General features: G+C 45.8%; 19 protein-coding genes. All 19 read left to right on the forward strand.

What is annotated here, in order from left to right; genetic code table 11:
- The first annotated feature begins 3 nt into the window (after positions 1–3).
- The 19 genes from MgSA37_RS00545 to MgSA37_RS00635 all read left to right on the forward strand — a co-directional run bounded on the left by MgSA37_RS00545 (position 4) and on the right by MgSA37_RS00635 (position 18,821).
- A complete protein-coding gene (locus tag MgSA37_RS00545; protein WP_096349333.1) occupies positions 4–786 on the forward strand; it encodes a hypothetical protein in 783 nt (260 codons plus the stop codon).
- On the forward strand, positions 783–1,940 hold the full coding sequence (locus MgSA37_RS00550) for a plasmid transfer protein (RefSeq protein WP_096349334.1): 1,158 nt from the start codon (positions 783–785) through the stop codon (positions 1,938–1,940). Before MgSA37_RS00545 ends, MgSA37_RS00550 begins: the two co-directional genes overlap by 4 nt.
- A gap of 77 nt (positions 1,941–2,017) precedes the next feature.
- Positions 2,018–2,632 (forward strand): conjugative transposon protein TraK, encoded by a 615-nt coding sequence (gene traK, locus MgSA37_RS00555; RefSeq protein WP_096349335.1) that lies wholly within the window; start codon positions 2,018–2,020, stop codon positions 2,630–2,632.
- Entirely contained in the window at positions 2,610–3,023 is a 414-nt protein-coding gene (locus tag MgSA37_RS00560) for a hypothetical protein (protein ID WP_096349336.1), read from the forward strand. Before traK ends, MgSA37_RS00560 begins: the two co-directional genes overlap by 23 nt.
- A gap of 5 nt (positions 3,024–3,028) precedes the next feature.
- Positions 3,029–4,237 (forward strand): conjugative transposon protein TraM, encoded by a 1,209-nt coding sequence (gene traM, locus MgSA37_RS00565; protein WP_096349337.1) that lies wholly within the window; start codon positions 3,029–3,031, stop codon positions 4,235–4,237.
- A 23-nt stretch (positions 4,238–4,260) separates the two neighbouring features.
- Entirely contained in the window at positions 4,261–5,055 is a 795-nt protein-coding gene (locus MgSA37_RS00570) for a DUF4138 domain-containing protein (RefSeq protein WP_096349338.1), read from the forward strand.
- Between the two features lie 17 nt (positions 5,056–5,072).
- On the forward strand, positions 5,073–5,288 hold the full coding sequence (locus MgSA37_RS00575) for a hypothetical protein (RefSeq protein ID WP_096349339.1): 216 nt from the start codon (positions 5,073–5,075) through the stop codon (positions 5,286–5,288).
- 1 nt (position 5,289) lies between these two features.
- On the forward strand, positions 5,290–10,749 hold the full coding sequence (locus MgSA37_RS00580; protein WP_096349340.1) for a helicase-related protein: 5,460 nt from the start codon (positions 5,290–5,292) through the stop codon (positions 10,747–10,749).
- 89 nt (positions 10,750–10,838) lie between these two features.
- Positions 10,839–12,839, forward strand: a complete 2,001-nt coding sequence (locus MgSA37_RS00585; RefSeq protein WP_096349341.1) for a type IV secretion system DNA-binding domain-containing protein — start codon at positions 10,839–10,841, stop codon at positions 12,837–12,839.
- A complete protein-coding gene (locus MgSA37_RS00590) occupies positions 12,836–13,255 on the forward strand; it encodes a hypothetical protein (protein WP_096349342.1) in 420 nt (139 codons plus the stop codon). Before MgSA37_RS00585 ends, MgSA37_RS00590 begins: the two co-directional genes overlap by 4 nt.
- A 16-nt stretch (positions 13,256–13,271) precedes the next feature.
- The gene (locus tag MgSA37_RS00595; RefSeq protein ID WP_096349343.1) at positions 13,272–13,682 is read left to right on the forward strand and encodes a hypothetical protein; all 411 of its coding nucleotides are present in this window, start codon (positions 13,272–13,274) and stop codon (positions 13,680–13,682) included.
- 17 nt (positions 13,683–13,699) lie between these two features.
- Positions 13,700–14,110 carry a hypothetical protein gene (locus MgSA37_RS00600; protein WP_157750364.1) on the forward strand — a complete coding sequence of 137 codons (411 nt, stop codon included), beginning with the start codon at positions 13,700–13,702 and terminating at the stop codon, positions 14,108–14,110.
- Entirely contained in the window at positions 14,107–14,589 is a 483-nt protein-coding gene (locus tag MgSA37_RS00605) for a M23 family metallopeptidase (RefSeq protein WP_096349345.1), read from the forward strand. The genes MgSA37_RS00600 and MgSA37_RS00605 overlap by 4 nt, the downstream gene beginning before the upstream one ends.
- Positions 14,528–15,706 carry an ArdC family protein gene (locus tag MgSA37_RS00610; protein ID WP_096349346.1) on the forward strand — a complete coding sequence of 393 codons (1,179 nt, stop codon included), beginning with the start codon at positions 14,528–14,530 and terminating at the stop codon, positions 15,704–15,706. The genes MgSA37_RS00605 and MgSA37_RS00610 overlap by 62 nt, the downstream gene beginning before the upstream one ends.
- The gene (locus MgSA37_RS00615) at positions 15,707–16,483 is read left to right on the forward strand and encodes a DUF4099 domain-containing protein (protein WP_096349347.1); all 777 of its coding nucleotides are present in this window, start codon (positions 15,707–15,709) and stop codon (positions 16,481–16,483) included.
- 55 nt (positions 16,484–16,538) lie between these two features.
- On the forward strand, positions 16,539–17,078 hold the full coding sequence (locus tag MgSA37_RS00620; protein WP_096349348.1) for a hypothetical protein: 540 nt from the start codon (positions 16,539–16,541) through the stop codon (positions 17,076–17,078).
- Positions 17,062–17,520: a PH domain-containing protein gene (locus MgSA37_RS00625; protein ID WP_096349349.1), complete on the forward strand. Its 459-nt coding sequence runs from the start codon at positions 17,062–17,064 to the stop codon at positions 17,518–17,520. Before MgSA37_RS00620 ends, MgSA37_RS00625 begins: the two co-directional genes overlap by 17 nt.
- Before the next feature lie 55 nt (positions 17,521–17,575).
- The gene (locus MgSA37_RS28010) at positions 17,576–17,854 is read left to right on the forward strand and encodes a hypothetical protein (RefSeq protein ID WP_157750365.1); all 279 of its coding nucleotides are present in this window, start codon (positions 17,576–17,578) and stop codon (positions 17,852–17,854) included.
- 160 nt (positions 17,855–18,014) lie between these two features.
- Positions 18,015–18,821 carry a hypothetical protein gene (locus MgSA37_RS00635; protein WP_096349351.1) on the forward strand — a complete coding sequence of 269 codons (807 nt, stop codon included), beginning with the start codon at positions 18,015–18,017 and terminating at the stop codon, positions 18,819–18,821.
- Positions 18,822–18,914: the final 93 nt, after the last annotated feature.

Raw genomic sequence — 18,914 nt, forward strand, 5'->3', positions numbered from 1 at the left:
ATCATGAAAAAATACTTAATTCCACTTTCATTTATGCTGATAGCGCTGATTCATCCGTGTTTCGGCCAATCCGTCGTCCAGGACCAGAGCGTCCGCTACCAGGAGGAACGTATGGTTTACCTGCAATGGGACCAAAACAAGTTCACGCCAAAAGCCGGGTTTCTCAGCCTCAATCCTTATTACTGGCTGACCTGGGGTCTATTTCACCCGAATTACCATAAAACTGACTTACGTCCCCTGAGCGCGACCGGGCCGCAAACACAACGCCTTGCATTGGTTGGGGCCATGAACAGTACAGATAATAAATACAAACTGCAATCGGATACCATCCGCAACACGGCTTTGTCGGAAATAGCCAATCAATCCGGTTTGATTTCGGATGCGGACCCTTTATGGCAACTCTACTACAGCAACGAGCTTAAACCTGTGTTAAATAATTCGCCGGCTTCCATTTTAGCCGGGCTTTCGCCGCAGGTCAGCGCCAAACTGGTTTCCGAAGGATTATACAGCTGGTATAAAAATGAGCTGGATATGCTGAAAGAAAGAATACAGGCCGCCCACACAACCACCATTGACCGGGGAGCACGCATTCTGGCTTACCACCGCTACCTGATGGAGTACCGCAGGCTGGCAGGTGTTTGGGCCATCCGCACCTCATCGGCGCAAGCTACGCTAACCATGACCGCCCAGCAGCAGCATTTAAAAGCTAACCAGGTGTCGGTAACCAACTGGACGCCACAGACAGACATCCAGATCGCAAACCAAGTTTTACAACACCTGCAATGAAAAAGAAAATAACGCTATCGCTGCTACTATGCCTTTGTATAACGGCAGTATTCGCCCAAACTACTACCAATACCGATAACACCAAAGCATTGCAGTACCTGCAGGGCGATGGCGTTTATGAAGCAGGCGTTATGGTGTTTTTAAAAGGACTTAAATATTCCGTCTGGGCACATTTTGATTTGTTTATTACCGATGCCAAAGCGCTTGCCGCCATTTTCATGATCATCTTTTTTGCCATCAAATCATACGAGATGATGGTCGGCGATAAGCAACTGGAGATCATGCCGCTGTTACGTCCTTTCGGTTTGGCCATGATTATACTATGGTGGGGTGCTTTCGTCAAAATGATTGCCTTTCCGACAGACCTAGTAGCCAACCAAACCGAACAAATGTTTGACAGCGAACAAACCACCGTGGATAACCTGCGGCTGAACAGGTCAAACCTGATGCTGGCCGTTGCCAATTCCCTCTATACCTACCAGGCACAAACCGAAGTCGCTGAGAAGGAAAGTGATACCTGGTACGGGCAGGCATGGGATTCGGTAACCAGCACGGTTAAGGAAGGGATCAGCAGCGTGGTTTCGCCATTGCTGGAATTAAAGAACAGGCTTACTGTGGGTATGCAGTTGCTCTTTACCCAACTGCTGGAACTATTGGGGATTTGGATATTGCGCCTGGCGGTTTACATCATCTTTATGATACAGATCATTTACTCAACGATCCTGATTATCCTTGGCCCCTTTGCGGTCGCCGTCAGCATCCTGCCCGCCTTCCGTGATAGCTTCAGCACCTGGATCGCCCGCTTTATTTCAGTTAACCTGTATAGCGGCATCGCTTACCTGATCATGTACCTTACCGGGTTGATGCAGGAATATGCATTGACCTCCGAGATCAGCAAGTACCAGGAATTAGTTGGCAAAGACGGCCTGAGCGCTAACCTTGAAAAAATGGCCTGGTTTGCCGGTAACGGCATCCTGTCCTTTGGCACCGTCATCATTGTGTTCCTGATCGGCGCGATCTGCATGTTCACTGTGCCCAGTATTTCTACCTGGATCATATCTACTTCCGGTATCAGTTCTGCAACCTCCACCTTTGGCCGCAGCGCCGGAACCGTGGTGAGTATGGCCCGCAAAGCTACCGGCAGCTTCTTTTAATTGTTTGTTTTCTTTCTCCTTTTGATTTGAGGCTGACCCGCTAATACGGGCCGGCCTTTTTTATTTAACACAAATTTATGATCATAAAAAATATTGAAGCCAAAGTAAGGCTGGCGACGTTCATCGCGGCGGGCAGCCTGCTGACATCACTGGTCATCGTTGGAATGAATTGCCTGTATGCTTATAAGTTGGTATCCAACGCACAGAAAAGCATTTATATACTGGATAACAATATACCCATACTGGCCCGTCAGACCGATGTTCAGATGAACCGGCCCGCCGAGTACCGCGCTGATGTTGACCTGTTTCATTCCCTCTTCTTCTCTTTAACTCCTGATGATAACTACATGGAGTACCAGATGAAAAAGGCGATGTACCTGGTCGATGAGTCGGGAATGGAACAGTACAATAACCTAAAGGAAAACGGTTTTTTTAACTCCATCCTCTCTTCAAGTTCTGTTTTGACACTGCAAACGGATTCCATCTCGGTAGATATGCCCAGACATTATTTCCGCTATTACGGGAAATTGAAAATTGACCGGCGCAGCTCCACCGTCGTCCGCTCCCTTATTACCGAAGGCTACCTGAAAGACATCCCGCGAAGTGATAATAACCCGCATGGTGTCTTGATCACCAACTGGAAAACCCTTGAAAATAAAGACCTGCAAGATGTGGAAAAGAATACATTCTAACAGAGATCCAAGGGATACCCTGTATAGCGAACTGCGCAAGGAATTCGGGGACTATTTCTTCATCGCAGGAAATGCGGGTAAGCGCCTGGCAGTTGCCTATCCCAGGTTCTTTTTTGGATGCATGATCTTCCTGATGGCCTTATCGCTGGTATTATCATTTACAGTTTTCCGCCATCCTGATAAAGCTAAAATAACAGCGGTTAAAAAAGTTAACCCGGTGGAGGACGGCTTTAACCAGATCATGCAGGCAACCGGCAATATCCGGGAGACGATGCGCCTCAAAAAAATGGTGGACAGCCTGACGGCTAAAAAACAATTGAGCCGTGAAGACAGCACCCTATTGGATAGTGCCCTTGACCGCCTTTCCAGAATTCATCAAACACTAAAGTAAATGCTATGAAAATTAATTTTAAGCAGCCGAAATATGTGCTGCCTGTCATCCTTTTGCCCTTTTTGTGCCTGTTCTTTTATGCCTGGCACAGTGGTTTTTCAAAACCGAAGCAGACGGTCAGAGAAAACGTTGGACTAAATGGTTCAGTTGGCGGCGTTTCGGCCGAAGTGCGCAAGAAACAGTTAGCCGATAAACTCGATGCGTACAGGAACACTTACAAGGAAGCCGACGGTTTAACTACTGTAAATGTGATCCCGCGGGAAAATTCAAGTAACCCTGCCTTTAATAATGACTATTCCGGCCAACAGAAGAAAAAGCTGGATTCCATTCAACGGGCGATGAAACTGAAATTTGGTACCGGCAACAACGCGGATACCAGGCAGGAACAAAGGTCTGGTTTAACCTATGACCAGCAAGTGTCCAAAGCTATTGAAGAAATGAGCCGCCGTCAGGCTAACCAACCTCGTACAGCAGAAAACAGTTCAAAGGAAAAAGATCCTATGGAGGTTTTTAAGCAGCAAATGACCATCATGGACAGTATCACCAGGCAGAATGATCCGGCCTATAAAGAAGAGCTAAAGAAAAAGCAGGCTGCCGATAAAGCAGCAAAACTAAAGGAAAGCCAGTTAAAACTGACCGTAGAAAAGATTGATGCCGTGTCAGGTGATTTTAATACGGTACTCCCTGAAAAGGAGCCCGCCTTTATCAGTGCCGTTATAGACGAAAATATTACGGGTTATGCCGGTTCAAGACTACGGCTGAAACTATTGGAGGATATCAAAGCAGGCAATAACCTGATTAAAAAAGGGACTTACCTGTTTGCGCGGATCAGTGGATTTTCAGAGCAACGCGTTACGCTGACCGTAACTTCTATTCTATATGAGGGTAAAATACTTCCGGTTAAACTGGAAATATACGATATGGACGGGTTGCCCGGCCTCTATGTACCGTCCTCCGCCTTTCGCGATTTTACCAAGGATTTGGGTAGTAATTCAGTCCAGGGTGTAACGATAGATGGCAGTTCCGGTAACAGCCAGTTTATCATGAGTTCATTGGACAAAGTTTTTCAGTCTACCTCATCCGCCATTGCTGACCTCATCCGCAAAAACAAGGCAAAGCTCAAATACAACTCCTACCTCTATTTAATTGACACTGATGCGTTACAAAATGCGCAAAACGGCGAGGCCCCCTTAAGTGCCGATAAAAAGAAATAAACACACAAAAAAATCCTACTAATATGAAAAAGTTATTATTTTTCTTAATGGTGCTAAGCGCACCTTTTATTTACGCGCAGGATAAATTACCCGTAGTTTACCTGCCGGAAAACCTGACTATTCACTTTATCTCGCCGGAACCTATTCAGTACGTGGATATTTCCACAAAGGAACTGCTAGGTGACCTGCCGCTCAAAAATGTATTGCGCCTGAAATTGCGTGACTCCCTCAAATCCTTTACGGGTTCCGTCGTTACCGTAGCAGGTGAAAAATTTATTGCACAATACCGGCTATTGCCGGGTTATCCCGGTGTTCCTACGGAAATCGATATTGTTCCGGAAGATATGCGCCCGCTGGATATTTCCGGCATCGGGCTTTCGCAAAACCAGTTGAAAAGTTTAGCGCTCAGCCTGATTGCCAAAAGCACCGGTAAACACATGGAAAAGGTCAAAGCCTTTGGCATTAAAGGGCGGTTAAACCATGTTTACACGGTTGGCGATTATATTTTCCTGGATATTTCCTATCACAATAAAACGAACCTGAAATATGACATTGCTGATTTCCGGTTTAAGGTGGATGATAAAAAAGTAACCAAGGCCGCTAATAACCAATCGGTAGAAATCAAACCGGAATTCGTGCTGTTCAGCCCACCCGCTTTCTCCAAAAATTACCGGAACATCTTTGTGTTTAAAAAGATGACTTTCCCCGGAAACAAGGTACTCCATGCTGAACTCAGTGAAAAGCAACTTTCCGGTCGCATTGTAACCCTCAGTATTTCCTACCAGGACATACTCGATGCAGATACACTGCCCAATTAATTCTTTTACCATTTTTTATGACTGATTCCGTAGCCTACGATTATGTAAAGCTTGTGCTGGAAGAGGAATTTCTCAGAACCTATCTGCGCTTCTCCAATCATGGGATACTCCACTACGAGCTTACGAATATCCTCGAACTCTGTGCGCCTTTGGTCACAGGCCTTGACGAGGACGACCGCTTTTTAAAATATGAAGTGATCGGCACCATAGCAGCTTATTTACAGGAGGTTTAATATGGCATTTAATCCGGTAAGGAAGATGGCAGACAATATTGCGGCCATCCGAATTGCGCTGGACTTTTCCGGCCAGCAGCTTTCTGATACAGATTTACAAATACTAAAAAAATATGCCGGGTTTGGCGGCCTCAAAGCGGTATTATTCCCTCCGGGCAATTTAGCTGAATGGGAAAAGTTTAGTGCCTCAAAGGCTGACCTGAAACTTTATCCCCAGGTCATGGAACTGCATGACCTGCTCCGGGAAAAATTAACGGCAAAGGAATACAAAGCGGCCATAGAAGCCTTAAAAAGCAGCTCTCAAACCGCCTATTATACTCCTGATTATATTCCAAGGGTAATCTATGCTGCCATGCTGCTATGTAATATTTTGCCGAAACGCTTGTATGAGCCAAGCGCCGGGGCAGGCATATTTATTGATGAGGCTGTGCAGGCATTTGCGCGTCTGGAGCAAATAAACGCCGTTGAAAAAGATATACTAACAGGCAAAATATTAACTGCCATTTGTTCTGTTTATGATACGCCCGTTGATGTGCAGATCAAAAGACTGGAAGAAACGGAGGCAACCGAAAAGGGGCAATCAGATCTCGTCATCAGTAATATCCCCTTTGGCAAGATAGCTGTACATGACCCCGCCTACAACAAAAGCGGGATATCGGCGAAAGTTCATACCTACTTCTTTGCAAAGGGGTTGGATAAGATAAAAGATGGCGGCATATTAGCCTATATCGTTACCGATGCTTTCCTGAATAACCCGTCAAATCAGTTAGCCCGCAAATATTTATTTACCTCTGCCGACCTGTTAACGGTTGCTGTTTTACCAGCTAACCTTATGAAGGAAAATGCTAACGTTGAAGTAGGCATGCACCTGATCCTGGTTCAGAAGAACGATACAAAGGAAACACTTACCGAGGCAGAAAGCCAGCTGATAGATACCGTGGAAGTTGAAAACTCCTTTGGTAAATACAACCTGAATGCATGGTTGGCAGATAAAAACGAATTGGTCTATGCCGACGAGATCATCGAAGGCACTAATGCAAGGGGAAAAGCTTCAAGAGTGGCCTGGCAAAATGGTGATATGCAGGACATTGTTCCTATGCTTAAAGACCAGTTGGTTGCCGGGTTTGCCAATTTCAATTATGCCAAATGGGAAGCGATTTCCTTTGACAAAAAAGAGGGGAAGCTTAAACAGTTTACTTTTTTACCCGTGCCCGAAACCGAAAAAACTGCGGAAAAGGGTGGGTTAAGTTTTGGGCAGTTAGGCTTATTTGATGCGCCGGTAAAGGTAGATGGTGACAACAAGGCGATGGCCTACCTCGATGATCTTGATAAACAATTCGTCGATGCAGGAACGGCGCGTCTGATCAGTGTCATCCGTACAACTACAAAGCAATTGCATGACAGCATTGTTTTGGTGACCGCCCGTGCCAAATCGAATAACAGGTTCAGCTATAAGCTATATAGTAACCTTTCCGAAATTTCATTTCCCGGTAAGTGGATGTCCGGCATCAGCCTCGGCCAGGAACTGGACGCCCTTTCGGTTAAGCTGAAACAATTTGGCCATGATTACCGTTATGAAGGGGATACAAGCCTTGAACCTGCTTTTAAATTATTGCCGGACAGGCCCAAGGCCTTTACTGACCTGAAACCTTTCTACATAAAAGATACGCTGGTCGTCTTTAACGGAAAGCTCGGCCTGATCGGGGAACCGCACAACTTTGAGGCAAAATTTGAACCGCTCGACCCCCAGCCGGAATTACCATTTTATGAGGATTACCTGACGCTGCGGGATATTTACCTGGAACTTTCCGGGTATGAAAATGAGCACTCGATCCAGTTCCCCGAACTGCGTACATCGCTTAACTTTTATTATGATGCCTTTGTCGCCAAACATGGTAAACTGAACAAAAACGTAAACAGGAACCGGATATTTAACGATGCTGCTTTAGGTTTTAAAGTTCTTTCCTCACTGGAAATTAAGGACCAGGATACGTTTATCCGCTCAGATATTTTTTATGGGCCGCTTTTTCAGCAAAAGGAAATGCTGAAAACGGATGACCCTTCTGAAGCGCTGGCACGTTGCCTGAATGATACAGGTCGGGTTGACCTTTCGATCATTGGACAGGTCACCGGATTAACAGCCGATGAGATCATTCTCCAACTGGATAAACAGATAATATTAAACCCTAAAACACTTGCCTGGGAAACAACCGATAATTATCTGTCCGGCGATGTGGTGGAAAAGTTGAAAATTGCTGAAAAGCTGGCTGTAGATGAGCCCCAAAATCTACAGTTTGCAAGAAGCCTTGCCGCCATCCGCCGTGTTCAGCCTGAAAGGATTCCCTTTGAACGGCTTGATTTTAATTTGGGTGAACGTTGGGTGCCAATCGAATATTACCAGCGTTTTGCAACAGACCTTTTCAAACTGGATACCCAAATAAATTACCTGGTTTCCCTCGATGACTATAAGGTAAGCTACGCTAAAAAAGGCAATACCATAACCAACGAAGAATTTGCGGTCACGCCTAAAGAAAGTAACAAGATCACGGGCCGTACCTTATTGGAGTATGCGCTGCTCAATACCAATCCGCATTTTACCTACCCGGTAGAACAATACGGCAAAGTGGTGCGGGTGCCGGATACCGAAGCGATACAAAATGCGCACCGGAAAATCGACAATATCCGTGCGCGTTATCTGCTATGGTTATTGGAGCTGCCTAACGAGGATAAGCAGTTTTTAGAGAAACTATATAACGATACCTATAACTGTTACAGGCTCCGGGAGTTTGACGGCAGCCACCTGACCTTTCCCGGACTGGATTTCAAGGCCTTAAGGATCGCTGATCTTTATCCGTCACAGCGCAATGCTGCATGGCGTGTCATTCAAAATAATGGCGGTCTGATTGATCACGAGGTCGGCTTAGGCAAAACGCTGACAATGATTATTGCCGCCATGGAAATGAAGCGGCTCGGAATTGTACATAAGCCTTTGATACTGGCGCTTAAAGCCAATGTGCAGCAGATCACCGACACATTCAGACTGGCTTATCCTAAAGCAAAACTTTTAGCACCCGGAGAAAATGATTTTGAACCGGCCAAGCGCAAAAGGATCTTTCACGAGATAAAAAACAATAATTGGGACTGTATCATCCTCACCCATGACCAGTTTGGGAAAATACCGCAGGCACCGGAAATACAAAGGCAGATACTTGAAATTGAACTGGAGAACAATGAACTTGATTTGCTCGCCATTCAGGACTCTGGTGAAGAGATCACCCGCGAGATGCTGAAAGGATTGGAAATCAGGAAGGAAAATCTGGAAGCCAAGCTGAAAGGTGTGATGGAAGCAATTGCTCAGCGAAAGGACAGCGGCATCAATTTCGGGGAGCTGAACATCGATCATTTGTTCATTGACGAATCCCATAAGTTCAAAAACCTGACTTTCACCACCAGGCATACGAGAGTAGCAGGATTGGGTAACATGGCGGGCAGCCAAAAAGCACTCAACATGCTTTTTGCAATACGCACCTTGCAGGACCGTTACGATACTGACCTGTGCGCTACCTTCCTTTCCGGTACGCCGATCTCCAACAGCCTGACCGAAATGTATTTGATCTTCAAATACCTCCGGCCCAGAGAACTTGAAAGACAGCGGATATCCAATTTTGATGCCTGGGCAGCGGTTTATGCCCGCAAGACGGTTGATTTTGAATTTACGGTTACCAACGAGATCAGGGCTAAGGAGCGTTTTCGCCATTTTATTAAAGTGCCTGAACTGGCGCTGTTTTATAACCAGATCACCGATTATAAAACAGCTAAACATATCAATTTGGATAAGCCGGAAATTGATGAAACGCTGGTCAATATTAAACCCACACCGGACCAGCAGGACTTTATAAAGCGCCTGATGCAGTTCGCCAAAACAGGTGATGCCACCCTGATTGGCAGGCGGGCGCTGACCAAAGATGAAGATAAGGGCCGGATGCTGATTGCCACCAATTATGCTAAAAAAATGGCGGTGGATATGCGCCTGGTTAACCCTGAAAAATATGGCGACCACCCCGGTAATAAGGTCAATGTATGTGCAAGGAATGTTGCGGAAATCTATCATGAAAGCACCCCGCATAAAGGTACACAGATCATTTTCAGTGACATTGGAACACCTAAAACTGATGAATTTAATGTCTACGATGCCCTGCGGGATAAGCTGGTAACTGATTTCAATATTCCGGCAAACCAGATCACCTTTATTCACAACTGGGCGACGGATAAACAGCGGAAAGAGCTGTTTAAAAAAATGAATGCCGGGGATATAAGGATTCTGATTGGCAGCACCGAAAAAGCCGGAACTGGTTTAAATGTTCAGGAGCGGATCGTTGCCATGCACCATTTGGACATTCCCTGGAAACCTTCGGAGCTGGAACAGCGTGATGGCCGTGGTGCAAGACAGGGCAACTGGCTCGCCAAAATGTTTTATGGCAATAAGGTAAGGAACTTTATCTATGCCGTCGAACAATCCCTGGATAATTATAAGTTCAACTTGCTCAAGAACAAGCAAATTTTCATCAGCCAGATGAAAAACAATGAACTGTCCGTGCGTACCCTTGATGAAGGGGCTATTGACGAACAAAGCGGCATGAGCTTTTCTGAGTACATCGCGATTTTATCCGGTGACACCTCTTTACTGGAAAAAACCCGGCTTGAAAAGAAGGTGGCTGAATTGGAAGGCTATAAAGGCGCTCATTTCAAAGAAGTTGCCCGCAGCAGATACCTTTTGGAAGACCTGGAAAAGAAAAGCCACGAAACCCAATCAACACTGGAGTTGGTCCGCAAAGACGAACTCCATTATAAAAAGGTGCTGAAATATGATGAAGATGGCGCGAAATTAAATCCGCTGAAAATGGCAGATACGCTTCAGGCGGACGCGGTAGCTATCGGTCAGAAATTAATTGACCTGTACAAAAACTGGAGCCCTCAGGATTTTAGTAAACCTGAGTTTTACTTAGGTGAACTATATGGCTTTGACCTCTTTATCAGGCGAAAACTGCAAACCGTAGAAGAAGGGTTTTCCAGCAGGATAACCCATGTTACCTCGCTGTATGCTGAAAGCCGTACTACCGGAATCAAATATATGCAGAATGGAGGGGCACCCAACATCGACAATCCCAAGCTGGCAGCACGATATTTTTTAGATGCGATCAACAGGGTAATTGGTATGGCCGAACGCTATGAAAAGGAACTGGACGGCATTAATAAACAAATACCGGAAGTCCGGGAGCTCACGCAAAGGCCGTTTGAGCAGGAATATGAACTGGCTTCATTGAAAAGAGAAATGGAAAAACTGGAAATGGAGATCAGCCGTAAGATAGCCGAAAAAGAAAAACAGGCGCAGGGCGAGCAATTATTTAACGAGGATGATGCTGAGGTAATAGAAGTTGAACCTGTATCAGTAAAACGCTGAAGCTGCCGTTTAAAATTATGCTGTAAACCAACGGCATGTGAGCCACCCGCAAAAGCCGGTGGTTTTTTTCATTTTGTAACATCCTTATTATGGAGGAAACAAGGGAGCAGCAAAAACTCCATGGTTTTTTGCAGTGTGCTATCTATATATCCATAGGGTTAGAAGCAGCCATATTTATCTATCACGATGCCCCTTTCTGGGGCGTTTTTTTTACCCCGCTTGATAAGATCGGTCACCTGATTATTTACTCGAAACTGATCTATAGTAAACTGGCCACATTTGGGCTCGTCTGCCTGGTCAGCATTGGTACGCTGGCAAAAAAGAAAACAGACCTCGACCCTAAAAAGCATATCGTCTATCCGCTTGCGCTCGGTCTGTTTTTATTCTTCGGCAGCCTTGTTTTTCAGGGTCGTGCCTCCCCCTTAGCGTTTGCTTATACCACCTGGTTTGACCTGCTGTACATGATCTGTTCCTTTACCGGGGCGCTAATGGTGAGTTTATCGATGGATAACATCTCCAAGTTCATCAAATCCGGTCTCGGGAAGGACAAATGGAATACGGAAGCGGAAAGCTTTATGCAGCCCGTGAAACGGGTGGACACACCATATTCGGTGAACATCCCAATGCTTTTTTATTATAAAGGAAAAGTTTGGAACGGCTGGATCAATATCTGCAATGTATTCCGGGGCACAATGGTGATCGGCACACCCGGCAGCGGTAAGAGCTTTTCGATTGTAAATCCATTCATCCGGCAATTGATTGCCAAAGAGTTTGCGATTTGCCTGTACGATTTCAAATTCCCTGATCTCGGGCATATTGCCTATCACCATTACCTGCTGGCCAAACAAAACGGGAAGCTGAAAGGCTATGCCTTTCATGTCATTAATCTCAATGACATTGAAAAAAGCCGCCGCATCAACCCCTGGCGGGCGGATTATATCAAATCGCTGGCCGATGCGGCGGAAACCGCCGAGGCATTGGTGGAGGCGTTGAAAAAAGGTGACCGCTCAGGCGGCAGCGATCAATTTTTTACGCAGTCTGCCATCAATTTCTTAGCCTCTTGTGTGTACTTCATGAGCAAGTATAAGGGCGGCATCTATTCCAGCTTCCCGCATGTTTTAGCCTTGCTGAACCGATCTTACGAGGAAATATTCAACGCATTGACATCTGAACCTGAACTGCGGTCACTATTGTCACCCTTTATGACGGCTTATAACGCAAAAGCCTTCGACCAGTTAGAGGGGCAGATCGGTACACTGAAGATTTTTATCAGCCGCTTGGCGACGAAAGAAACGTTTTGGGTCTTTTCCGGCAATGACTTCGACCTGAAAATATCGGCTAAGGAAAATCCGGGAATGCTGGTACTGGCGAATGACCCCAATACCCAAAACATCAACTCAGCCTGCTATTCCATCATTATCAACCGGCTTACAAAGCTGATCAATACCAAAGGCAACCTGCCTTCTGCGCTGATCGTGGATGAGGTACCTACCTTGTTCGTTCACCGGGTGGAAAATTTAATAGCAACCGCCAGGTCGAACAAGGTCGCCGTATTGATGGGATTGCAGGAACTCCCGCAATTTAATCAGCAATATGGCAAAGATACCGCAGCAACCATTACCGCTGTAGTGGGTACCGTGCTATCCGGCTCCGTCAGAAATAAAGAAACGCTGGAGTGGCTGGAGCGCCTTTTTGGTAAATCCAAACAGCTTGGCGAAGGCTTATCTATTGACCGCAATAAAACCTCCACCTCCTTAAATGAAAAGCTGGAGGCGCTTATCCCGGCAGGAAAGATCGCATCGCTCAATTCGGGCGAGATGGTTGGTGTCATAGCGGCCGATGCGCAGGAAAAGTTTACAGGGCAGTTCGAAACCTCGGCGGTAAACTGCCGCATAAACCTCAACATGGAGGAGATAAAACGGGAAGAAAAGTCCTATAAGTCTTTACCCGCCTTTTATGATTTTGGCGGTAAGCTGGATGAAAAACTCCGCCAAAACTTTAACCACATCAGCCAGGAAATACAGGAAATGGTGCTTGCATTTAAACCGCCTGCTGCGCCTGTACCAATTAAAGCCTCGATGAAGAAATGAATGATAATAATAGTGAGATACAACTCCCGGATTATGTCCTGGTTAACCCCCGGCTAACTGATGACCCTGTTTACAGGCAGGGAGAGATTGGCGTCATTACAGCCGCCATCCTAAATAGGGACGAGTTTTTTGTCGGGTTTGACGATGGCCAGGTAGGATTATACAGTGCAGATGCACTCCTGATGCTGAAGCAGCCGGAAAGTATTTATGAGTACATGCACGAAAATGCGTTGAAGCTTTCCGTTGACGATTTTAAGAACCTCAAAAATATAGCTCTTTTACTGGACTACGGGACTCCCCGGGAGCAACGGACGGCGATGGAGATCGCCCGGAAGAATTTGGGAGTACAGCCGGCAGCATTAGTATCACTTGAAGAGCGCCTCGGACTTAAACAAAGTTATAAAAGGGGCAGATAAACAAATATTCAAAACAATGATCATCAAACAGGAAGATGCCATCGGCTTAATGGTCATGGTTAGCCCGGTCCTTTGGACTTCTGAACACATGGGTAAAGTCGGCATTATCGAATTTACAGACTTTCCAAACGACAAAATCTGGGTAAGATTCGAGGATGAGGAAGTGGATTGTTTTAGTTCCGGGACCTTATTTGTCCTTAAAAACGCTGACGAACTTAATGAATTGGCGGAAACTAACCGGGCCTTTTTTTGGGCGCATGTAATTAAAAATCTGCAATCCCTTGCCTTGCTTCAGGCATCCGGATCGGACAGCGACCTGAAGAGCGCATTTGCCGCTTTACAGGACGACCCCGATCTCCACCGGCTGGCCACCATTCGGTTGAATGAGGTCATCGAGCCTGCCCCAAGGCGAAAAATAGGCAGGTAAAATCTTAAATATTAAATATGATGAACAATGAAAATTTACACGGAACACTTGTATTGGTGCAGCCGGATTTTGAAAATGACCCCGGTACAAAAAAGGGTCTGATTGGTATCCTGACCTATGCCAGGTCGGAAACCGAAAATTATGTACGTTTTCCGGAGGTTGGCGAAGCCTATTATCCTGCCGGACGGGTAATGATGCTCAAAGATAAACAGCAGGTTATGGACGACCTTACTCACAACGGCTCCAACATGCCGCTGGATGATTTTAAGGCCATGTATAAGATCATGCTCCTGCAGGACAGGGGAACTTCACAGGCCTTGTATTCTGCATTGGCCATAGCCAATGACCATCCGGGCGTACAAGAACGCGTGCTGGAATCCATCAATCCTATGCCAAAACAGGAAATGGCAAAAACTTACAGCCGGTGAAGACGCTGATCAGCTTCTGCCTGGTCTGCCTCCCCCTCAAACACCTGAAAATAAATTCTGATTACGGTTATCGCATCCACCCGCTTACCGGCAGATATGCCATGCACGCAGGTGTGGACTTAAAGGCCAGCCACGATACCGTATATGCCATCCTTGATGGCGTAGTGAAATCTACCGGATATGATGATGGCCTCGGACTAAACATTTGGCTGCAACATGGTCCTGTTGAATCCATCTACGGTCATCTAAGCAGGATTTTAATAACAATTAACGACAGTGTGAAAGCGGGGGAACCTATTGCAATTTCAGGTTCAACAGGCAGGTCAACTGGCGAGCACCTGCACTTCAGCATCTGCTACAGGCATAAATACCTCAATCCAATTCAATTTTTATATGAACTGCTAATCAAACAACAAAATGAGCAAAAATTTCAAAGCACTTCCGATACAGCTTTCAGAAAAGCTGATCGGCGAAATTAAAGAGGGTAATTCCCTGTTTCAAAAACCACTTAAGGACAATGGCCTGCCTGCCTTCGTCAAACCAGTTAATCCCACCACGGGAAAAGGTTACAGCGCGATGAATGCACTGATCCTTGGCATGCAGCGCCATGATGATCCACGCTGGCTGTCGGCAGATGCAGCCCGCTTTGCCGGGAACTGGGTGAAGGAAGGCGAAAGAGGCACGCTGATCGAGTTTCCGAAAACAAGCGATATCCAGGCCATCCGCACAGCTGAAGGCGAGCGCATCAAAGATGAAGCGGGTGTGACCCAAACTAAAACAGTTGAATTTGAAAAGCCGCAACAAGGAAAGGCTTTCCTGTTTAACGCAGAGCAGATGAACGATATCGTACCCCTGGAAGAGTTCCTGGCCAAACAGGACGAAGGCCAACCGCTATCGCCTGTTGAGCGCGCGGAAAAACTGATCGAAGACAGCAAAGCCGTGATCATCCATGGCGGCCAGGAAGCCTACTATGATAAACAGCGCGATGCCATATTTATGCCTGAAATGGAACAGTTTGAGAACGAAACCAAATATTACCAGGCGGCGATTCATCAGCTGGCACATTGGACAGGGCATGAAAGCCGCCTGAACCGTCCAATGGAGGGTAAGTTCGGATCATTGGACTATGCGCGTGAAGAAATGCGTGCTGCTATTGCGGCCATCCTGATCGGTGGCGAATTAAAGACCGGGCACAACTTTGGGCATCAGGCAGCCTACATGAACAACTTCGCCAAAATCTTAAAAGATGAGCCCTTTGAGATTGCCAAAGCTTCAAGGGATGCCCAGAAAATTGCCAACCTTTTATTGGGAGTTACGCAGAAGCGCGAGCAGAAACAGGCTCCCGAAGCTATCGGTTTCAAAAAAGGTGATGAGATCGCCTATATGGATACCACTTATAAAGTGCTGGAAACCTATAAAACCAAAAGTATCAAGGTAGAAGATGCGGAGGGCACCCGTAAGGTTTTGAAACCGGAATACGGCCTCTATAAATCCCTGTTAGAGGCCAAAGCCAATCCACGGGAACCAGAATTGCAACTTGCGGAAGAACAGGGCCAATCCCATGAACAGGGGCCAAACCAAAAAATAGGGCGGTAAATGAACCTGGTTAACTATAATGAAGATGATCTCCCGATCAAGGATCTGGAGACCATCGGGCTGGCCGCAGGCGGTCAGCTCCTGTTAAATGTCGATGACCTGAAAGCATTGCTTTCGGGCCGTCGAACCGGTTTGCTGGAACTGCATGACCTTGAAGCTGAAAACATCAGGATCAAGTCCATCAACGCGAAGATTTCGCTAAAACCGAATGAAGCCGGTAAAATGGATTTGCTCATTCACCCGATCTACCGTAAAGCGCTGACACCGGATTTTCTGGATGATAACGAGGCGCAGCAATTGCAAAAAGGTGAAGTGGCCACTTTATTGAAAACAACGCTGGATAATCATGGCAACAAAAAAGAAATGCTGATCGAATACGATGCCGAAACGAAAGAATATATCGTTTCAGATACCGAAAAGATACTGGCACCGGACATGGTCAATAACGAGTTCCTGACACCGGCCCAGAAGGAAGCTTATCGCAAGGGTAAGGAAGTTGAAATTGCTGACGGTACCAGGTTTAGTTATTCCGGTGTTGACCATCATGGCATTCGTTCCAATAAGATTGCGTTAGTCGCTTCAATACTGATCGATGGCGGTCTTTCCTATATGGTTTATAAAGGATTGAATGCTTTATTTAATAAAAAGCAAGACCCGAAAACAGCCGAAAAATTGAGCCCGGGATACTACAATGCGCTCAAAGACATTGAAAATCAGCGGTCATTTGTTCCGAACCAGGAAAACCGTTCCTATACCCGTAGCGGCGGCTCGCGCTGATGAATGCGCTCTTAACAGGCCTGGGCGTTCCCCCGGAGATCCAGGCCTTTTTAATGTGGGGGCTGAACTGTCTTTTAATTATGGCGGTACTTTTGAGTATTATGGTGAGGATGGGCATATAGTTCCGGCAACACCAAATCTTTGGGTGGCTGGCAATGAAGCCGCTTCACACGTGGTTGTTACGCATTCGGCGATGGAGGCAATTGCCTTTATCACGGTCTATCGCCAGCGCTATCCCCGGTTGGAGCAACTTGCTTTTATTGCCACCGGTAACCGGCTGCACACCGGACAGGCCGACTGGATCAGGCAGCATTTTGCGGGGCGCAGGTTCACATTGGTATTTGGCAAAGACCTGCTCGGCCAGCTCACCGCTATCAAATTAACGGCCGGTATAAAAAATATCGCTATCCGGATATTTCATGCCGGAGATCAAGTGGTCATTTGCCGCGGCAGGCAGGAAGTCATTTTTAATACCGGCCAAATCAGCCTGCACGCTTTCCAGGAAGCCTTCGGCATACGCCCCCGTTTCCGTACCGGTAAACCGGTTCAATCATTAACTTTTTTAGATCAATTGAAATATGATGCAGAACGATGATGTTTTATTAAGACCGGCGATGCTTTTTGCTTTTTTGAAAGCCTTGCCAATGATATTGCTGGCCATCATTTTTCTTTTATTGGCCTGGTGGCTGTCACCTTACTTTATTTTATTCAGCCTGGCCATATGTGGTGCCGCATGGTACCGGCTTTTGTACATCCGTAGTTTTCAGTATTTGATTACTGCAGAGTATATCCGGATTACCCGTGGTATTTTTTTTAAAAGAATCGATCAGGTGGAAATGTACAGGGTAAAGGATTACATCATTACGCAATCTTTTATATTGCAGCTTTTCAGGCTGATGTACCTGACCTTAAAGAGTACTGACCCTGAGAATCCTGTGGTCCTGTTACAGGGAATCCCCGAATCGGACATAACAGATACCATCCGCGACAGGGTGCAGGAGGCACGAAAGGACAATAATATCTACGAATTAAATTGAAAAAACACTTGTTAATTACTAATTATTTTAGTAATTTTAGTTAATAAAGATGATCATGAAAGCGATAGTACGAAACATATTATTGACCTGTTTAATTTCCATGTTCGCCTTTTTTGGCGCCGTAGGAAGAAAACATAGCAGGGATAAAATGACGGAAACGCAAAAGGCAGAGGCGCGCAAGGAGACGTTGACCTGTTTAACAGTTGCATTTGTAGCCTGCGGTGCCTGTGCCTGGAGATGTAACGTGCTCTATAAAAGATTAAACGAAGAACGGGAATACAGACGAAGATTTAATGACTATAGTCGTAATACTGCCTACAACAGGCATTATTAAAGAATTATTAATAATTTGCAACATCTTAAAAGCCGGCATTCCTGCCGCGCAATTGTGATAAGGTTTAGGTTTAAAGTCCCCGGCAGCGAGTGTTTGGGGACTTTTATTTTTACCTGTACCTCCCATACACGGCTGCCCTAAGCCCCAGTATCCAATTTTTATGAACCCTTCAAAACAGCCCGCGTTTAAATCAACCGGGACGATAACGGAAAGTGAACTTACTGAACTTTATGGCTCGATGCTTCCCGCAGAACTTGTTTTAAAATTCGCTGAACACAAAAATTTTGACGCTGCAAGGGAAAGTTTCAAGACCTTGAACGAACACGATATTACCCAAACGGATAATTTCCTTATTCAAAATAACCGGCTTTCAACACAATCTCATGAAAGCTGGGAGGCATACATTGCTAATATGTTCCTCAAAGTCTTAATTAATGAATATGTGCATGACAAGCAGGAGAAAATAAGGGTTCGCACGGAAGATCCGGTTCAGCAACAAAAGGCCGAAGAGTTATTAAAGATCCGTCAATCAGGAAAGCTGCCACACATTGATCTTGCCGGAACCGATTTTACGGTTGACTGGCGATTAAGGCAGATGAGGGAAACTGAACTGCCCTGGAAAAACATCAGCTTTGATGATTTTGAGCTGGACGATTATGGTGATAATTACCTGTGCTTCTTTAATACGAAAACACATGAACTTTATATGCCGCCGGATGATCTAATGGAATTGCCGGAAAATGTCGTGGTTCTGGAAATACCAAATGAACTCCATCTTGATCCTGTTGCAGTCGCGCGTGAATATGGGTCGGATTTGGCAGATCTGCTCAGAGCGTATCCCATAAGAGAAAATTTAACGGCTAAAGTTTCTCCATTGACGGATACCGGGCTATCGGCTATGATCGAAAATAATATTCGTATTCAGCAAGGGACAATGAACCAGAAACAAAATAAAATAGGCCGGTAGAAATATTCGCTACCTCCAGAAAATAACAGCTTATACCAGATATCCCCTAACTGGTGCTGTTATTAACCCTGCCTTATGCTAACTCCAACCATC

This window comes from Mucilaginibacter gotjawali (assembly GCF_002355435.1).
GTDB lineage: Bacteria > Bacteroidota > Bacteroidia > Sphingobacteriales > Sphingobacteriaceae > Mucilaginibacter > Mucilaginibacter gotjawali.

Excerpts from the sequence above, each read along its gene's own strand:
- MgSA37_RS00545 (WP_096349333.1), top strand. The coding sequence starts at position 4 with ATGAAAAAATACTTAATTCCACTTTCATTTATGCTGATAGCGCTGATT.
- MgSA37_RS00550 (WP_096349334.1), top strand. The coding sequence starts at position 783 with ATGAAAAAGAAAATAACGCTATCGCTGCTACTATGCCTTTGTATAACG.
- traK (WP_096349335.1), top strand. The coding sequence starts at position 2,018 with ATGATCATAAAAAATATTGAAGCCAAAGTAAGGCTGGCGACGTTCATC.
- MgSA37_RS00560 (WP_096349336.1), top strand. The coding sequence starts at position 2,610 with ATGTGGAAAAGAATACATTCTAACAGAGATCCAAGGGATACCCTGTAT.
- traM (WP_096349337.1), top strand. The coding sequence starts at position 3,029 with ATGAAAATTAATTTTAAGCAGCCGAAATATGTGCTGCCTGTCATCCTT.
- MgSA37_RS00570 (WP_096349338.1), top strand. The coding sequence starts at position 4,261 with ATGAAAAAGTTATTATTTTTCTTAATGGTGCTAAGCGCACCTTTTATT.
- MgSA37_RS00575 (WP_096349339.1), top strand. The coding sequence starts at position 5,073 with ATGACTGATTCCGTAGCCTACGATTATGTAAAGCTTGTGCTGGAAGAG.
- MgSA37_RS00580 (WP_096349340.1), top strand. The coding sequence starts at position 5,290 with ATGGCATTTAATCCGGTAAGGAAGATGGCAGACAATATTGCGGCCATC.
- MgSA37_RS00585 (WP_096349341.1), top strand. The coding sequence starts at position 10,839 with ATGGAGGAAACAAGGGAGCAGCAAAAACTCCATGGTTTTTTGCAGTGT.
- MgSA37_RS00590 (WP_096349342.1), top strand. The coding sequence starts at position 12,836 with ATGAATGATAATAATAGTGAGATACAACTCCCGGATTATGTCCTGGTT.
- MgSA37_RS00595 (WP_096349343.1), top strand. The coding sequence starts at position 13,272 with ATGATCATCAAACAGGAAGATGCCATCGGCTTAATGGTCATGGTTAGC.
- MgSA37_RS00600 (WP_157750364.1), top strand. The coding sequence starts at position 13,700 with ATGATGAACAATGAAAATTTACACGGAACACTTGTATTGGTGCAGCCG.
- MgSA37_RS00610 (WP_096349346.1), top strand. The coding sequence starts at position 14,528 with ATGAGCAAAAATTTCAAAGCACTTCCGATACAGCTTTCAGAAAAGCTG.
- MgSA37_RS00615 (WP_096349347.1), top strand. The coding sequence starts at position 15,707 with ATGAACCTGGTTAACTATAATGAAGATGATCTCCCGATCAAGGATCTG.
- MgSA37_RS00625 (WP_096349349.1), top strand. The coding sequence starts at position 17,062 with ATGATGCAGAACGATGATGTTTTATTAAGACCGGCGATGCTTTTTGCT.
- MgSA37_RS28010 (WP_157750365.1), top strand. The coding sequence starts at position 17,576 with ATGAAAGCGATAGTACGAAACATATTATTGACCTGTTTAATTTCCATG.
- MgSA37_RS00635 (WP_096349351.1), top strand. The coding sequence starts at position 18,015 with ATGAACCCTTCAAAACAGCCCGCGTTTAAATCAACCGGGACGATAACG.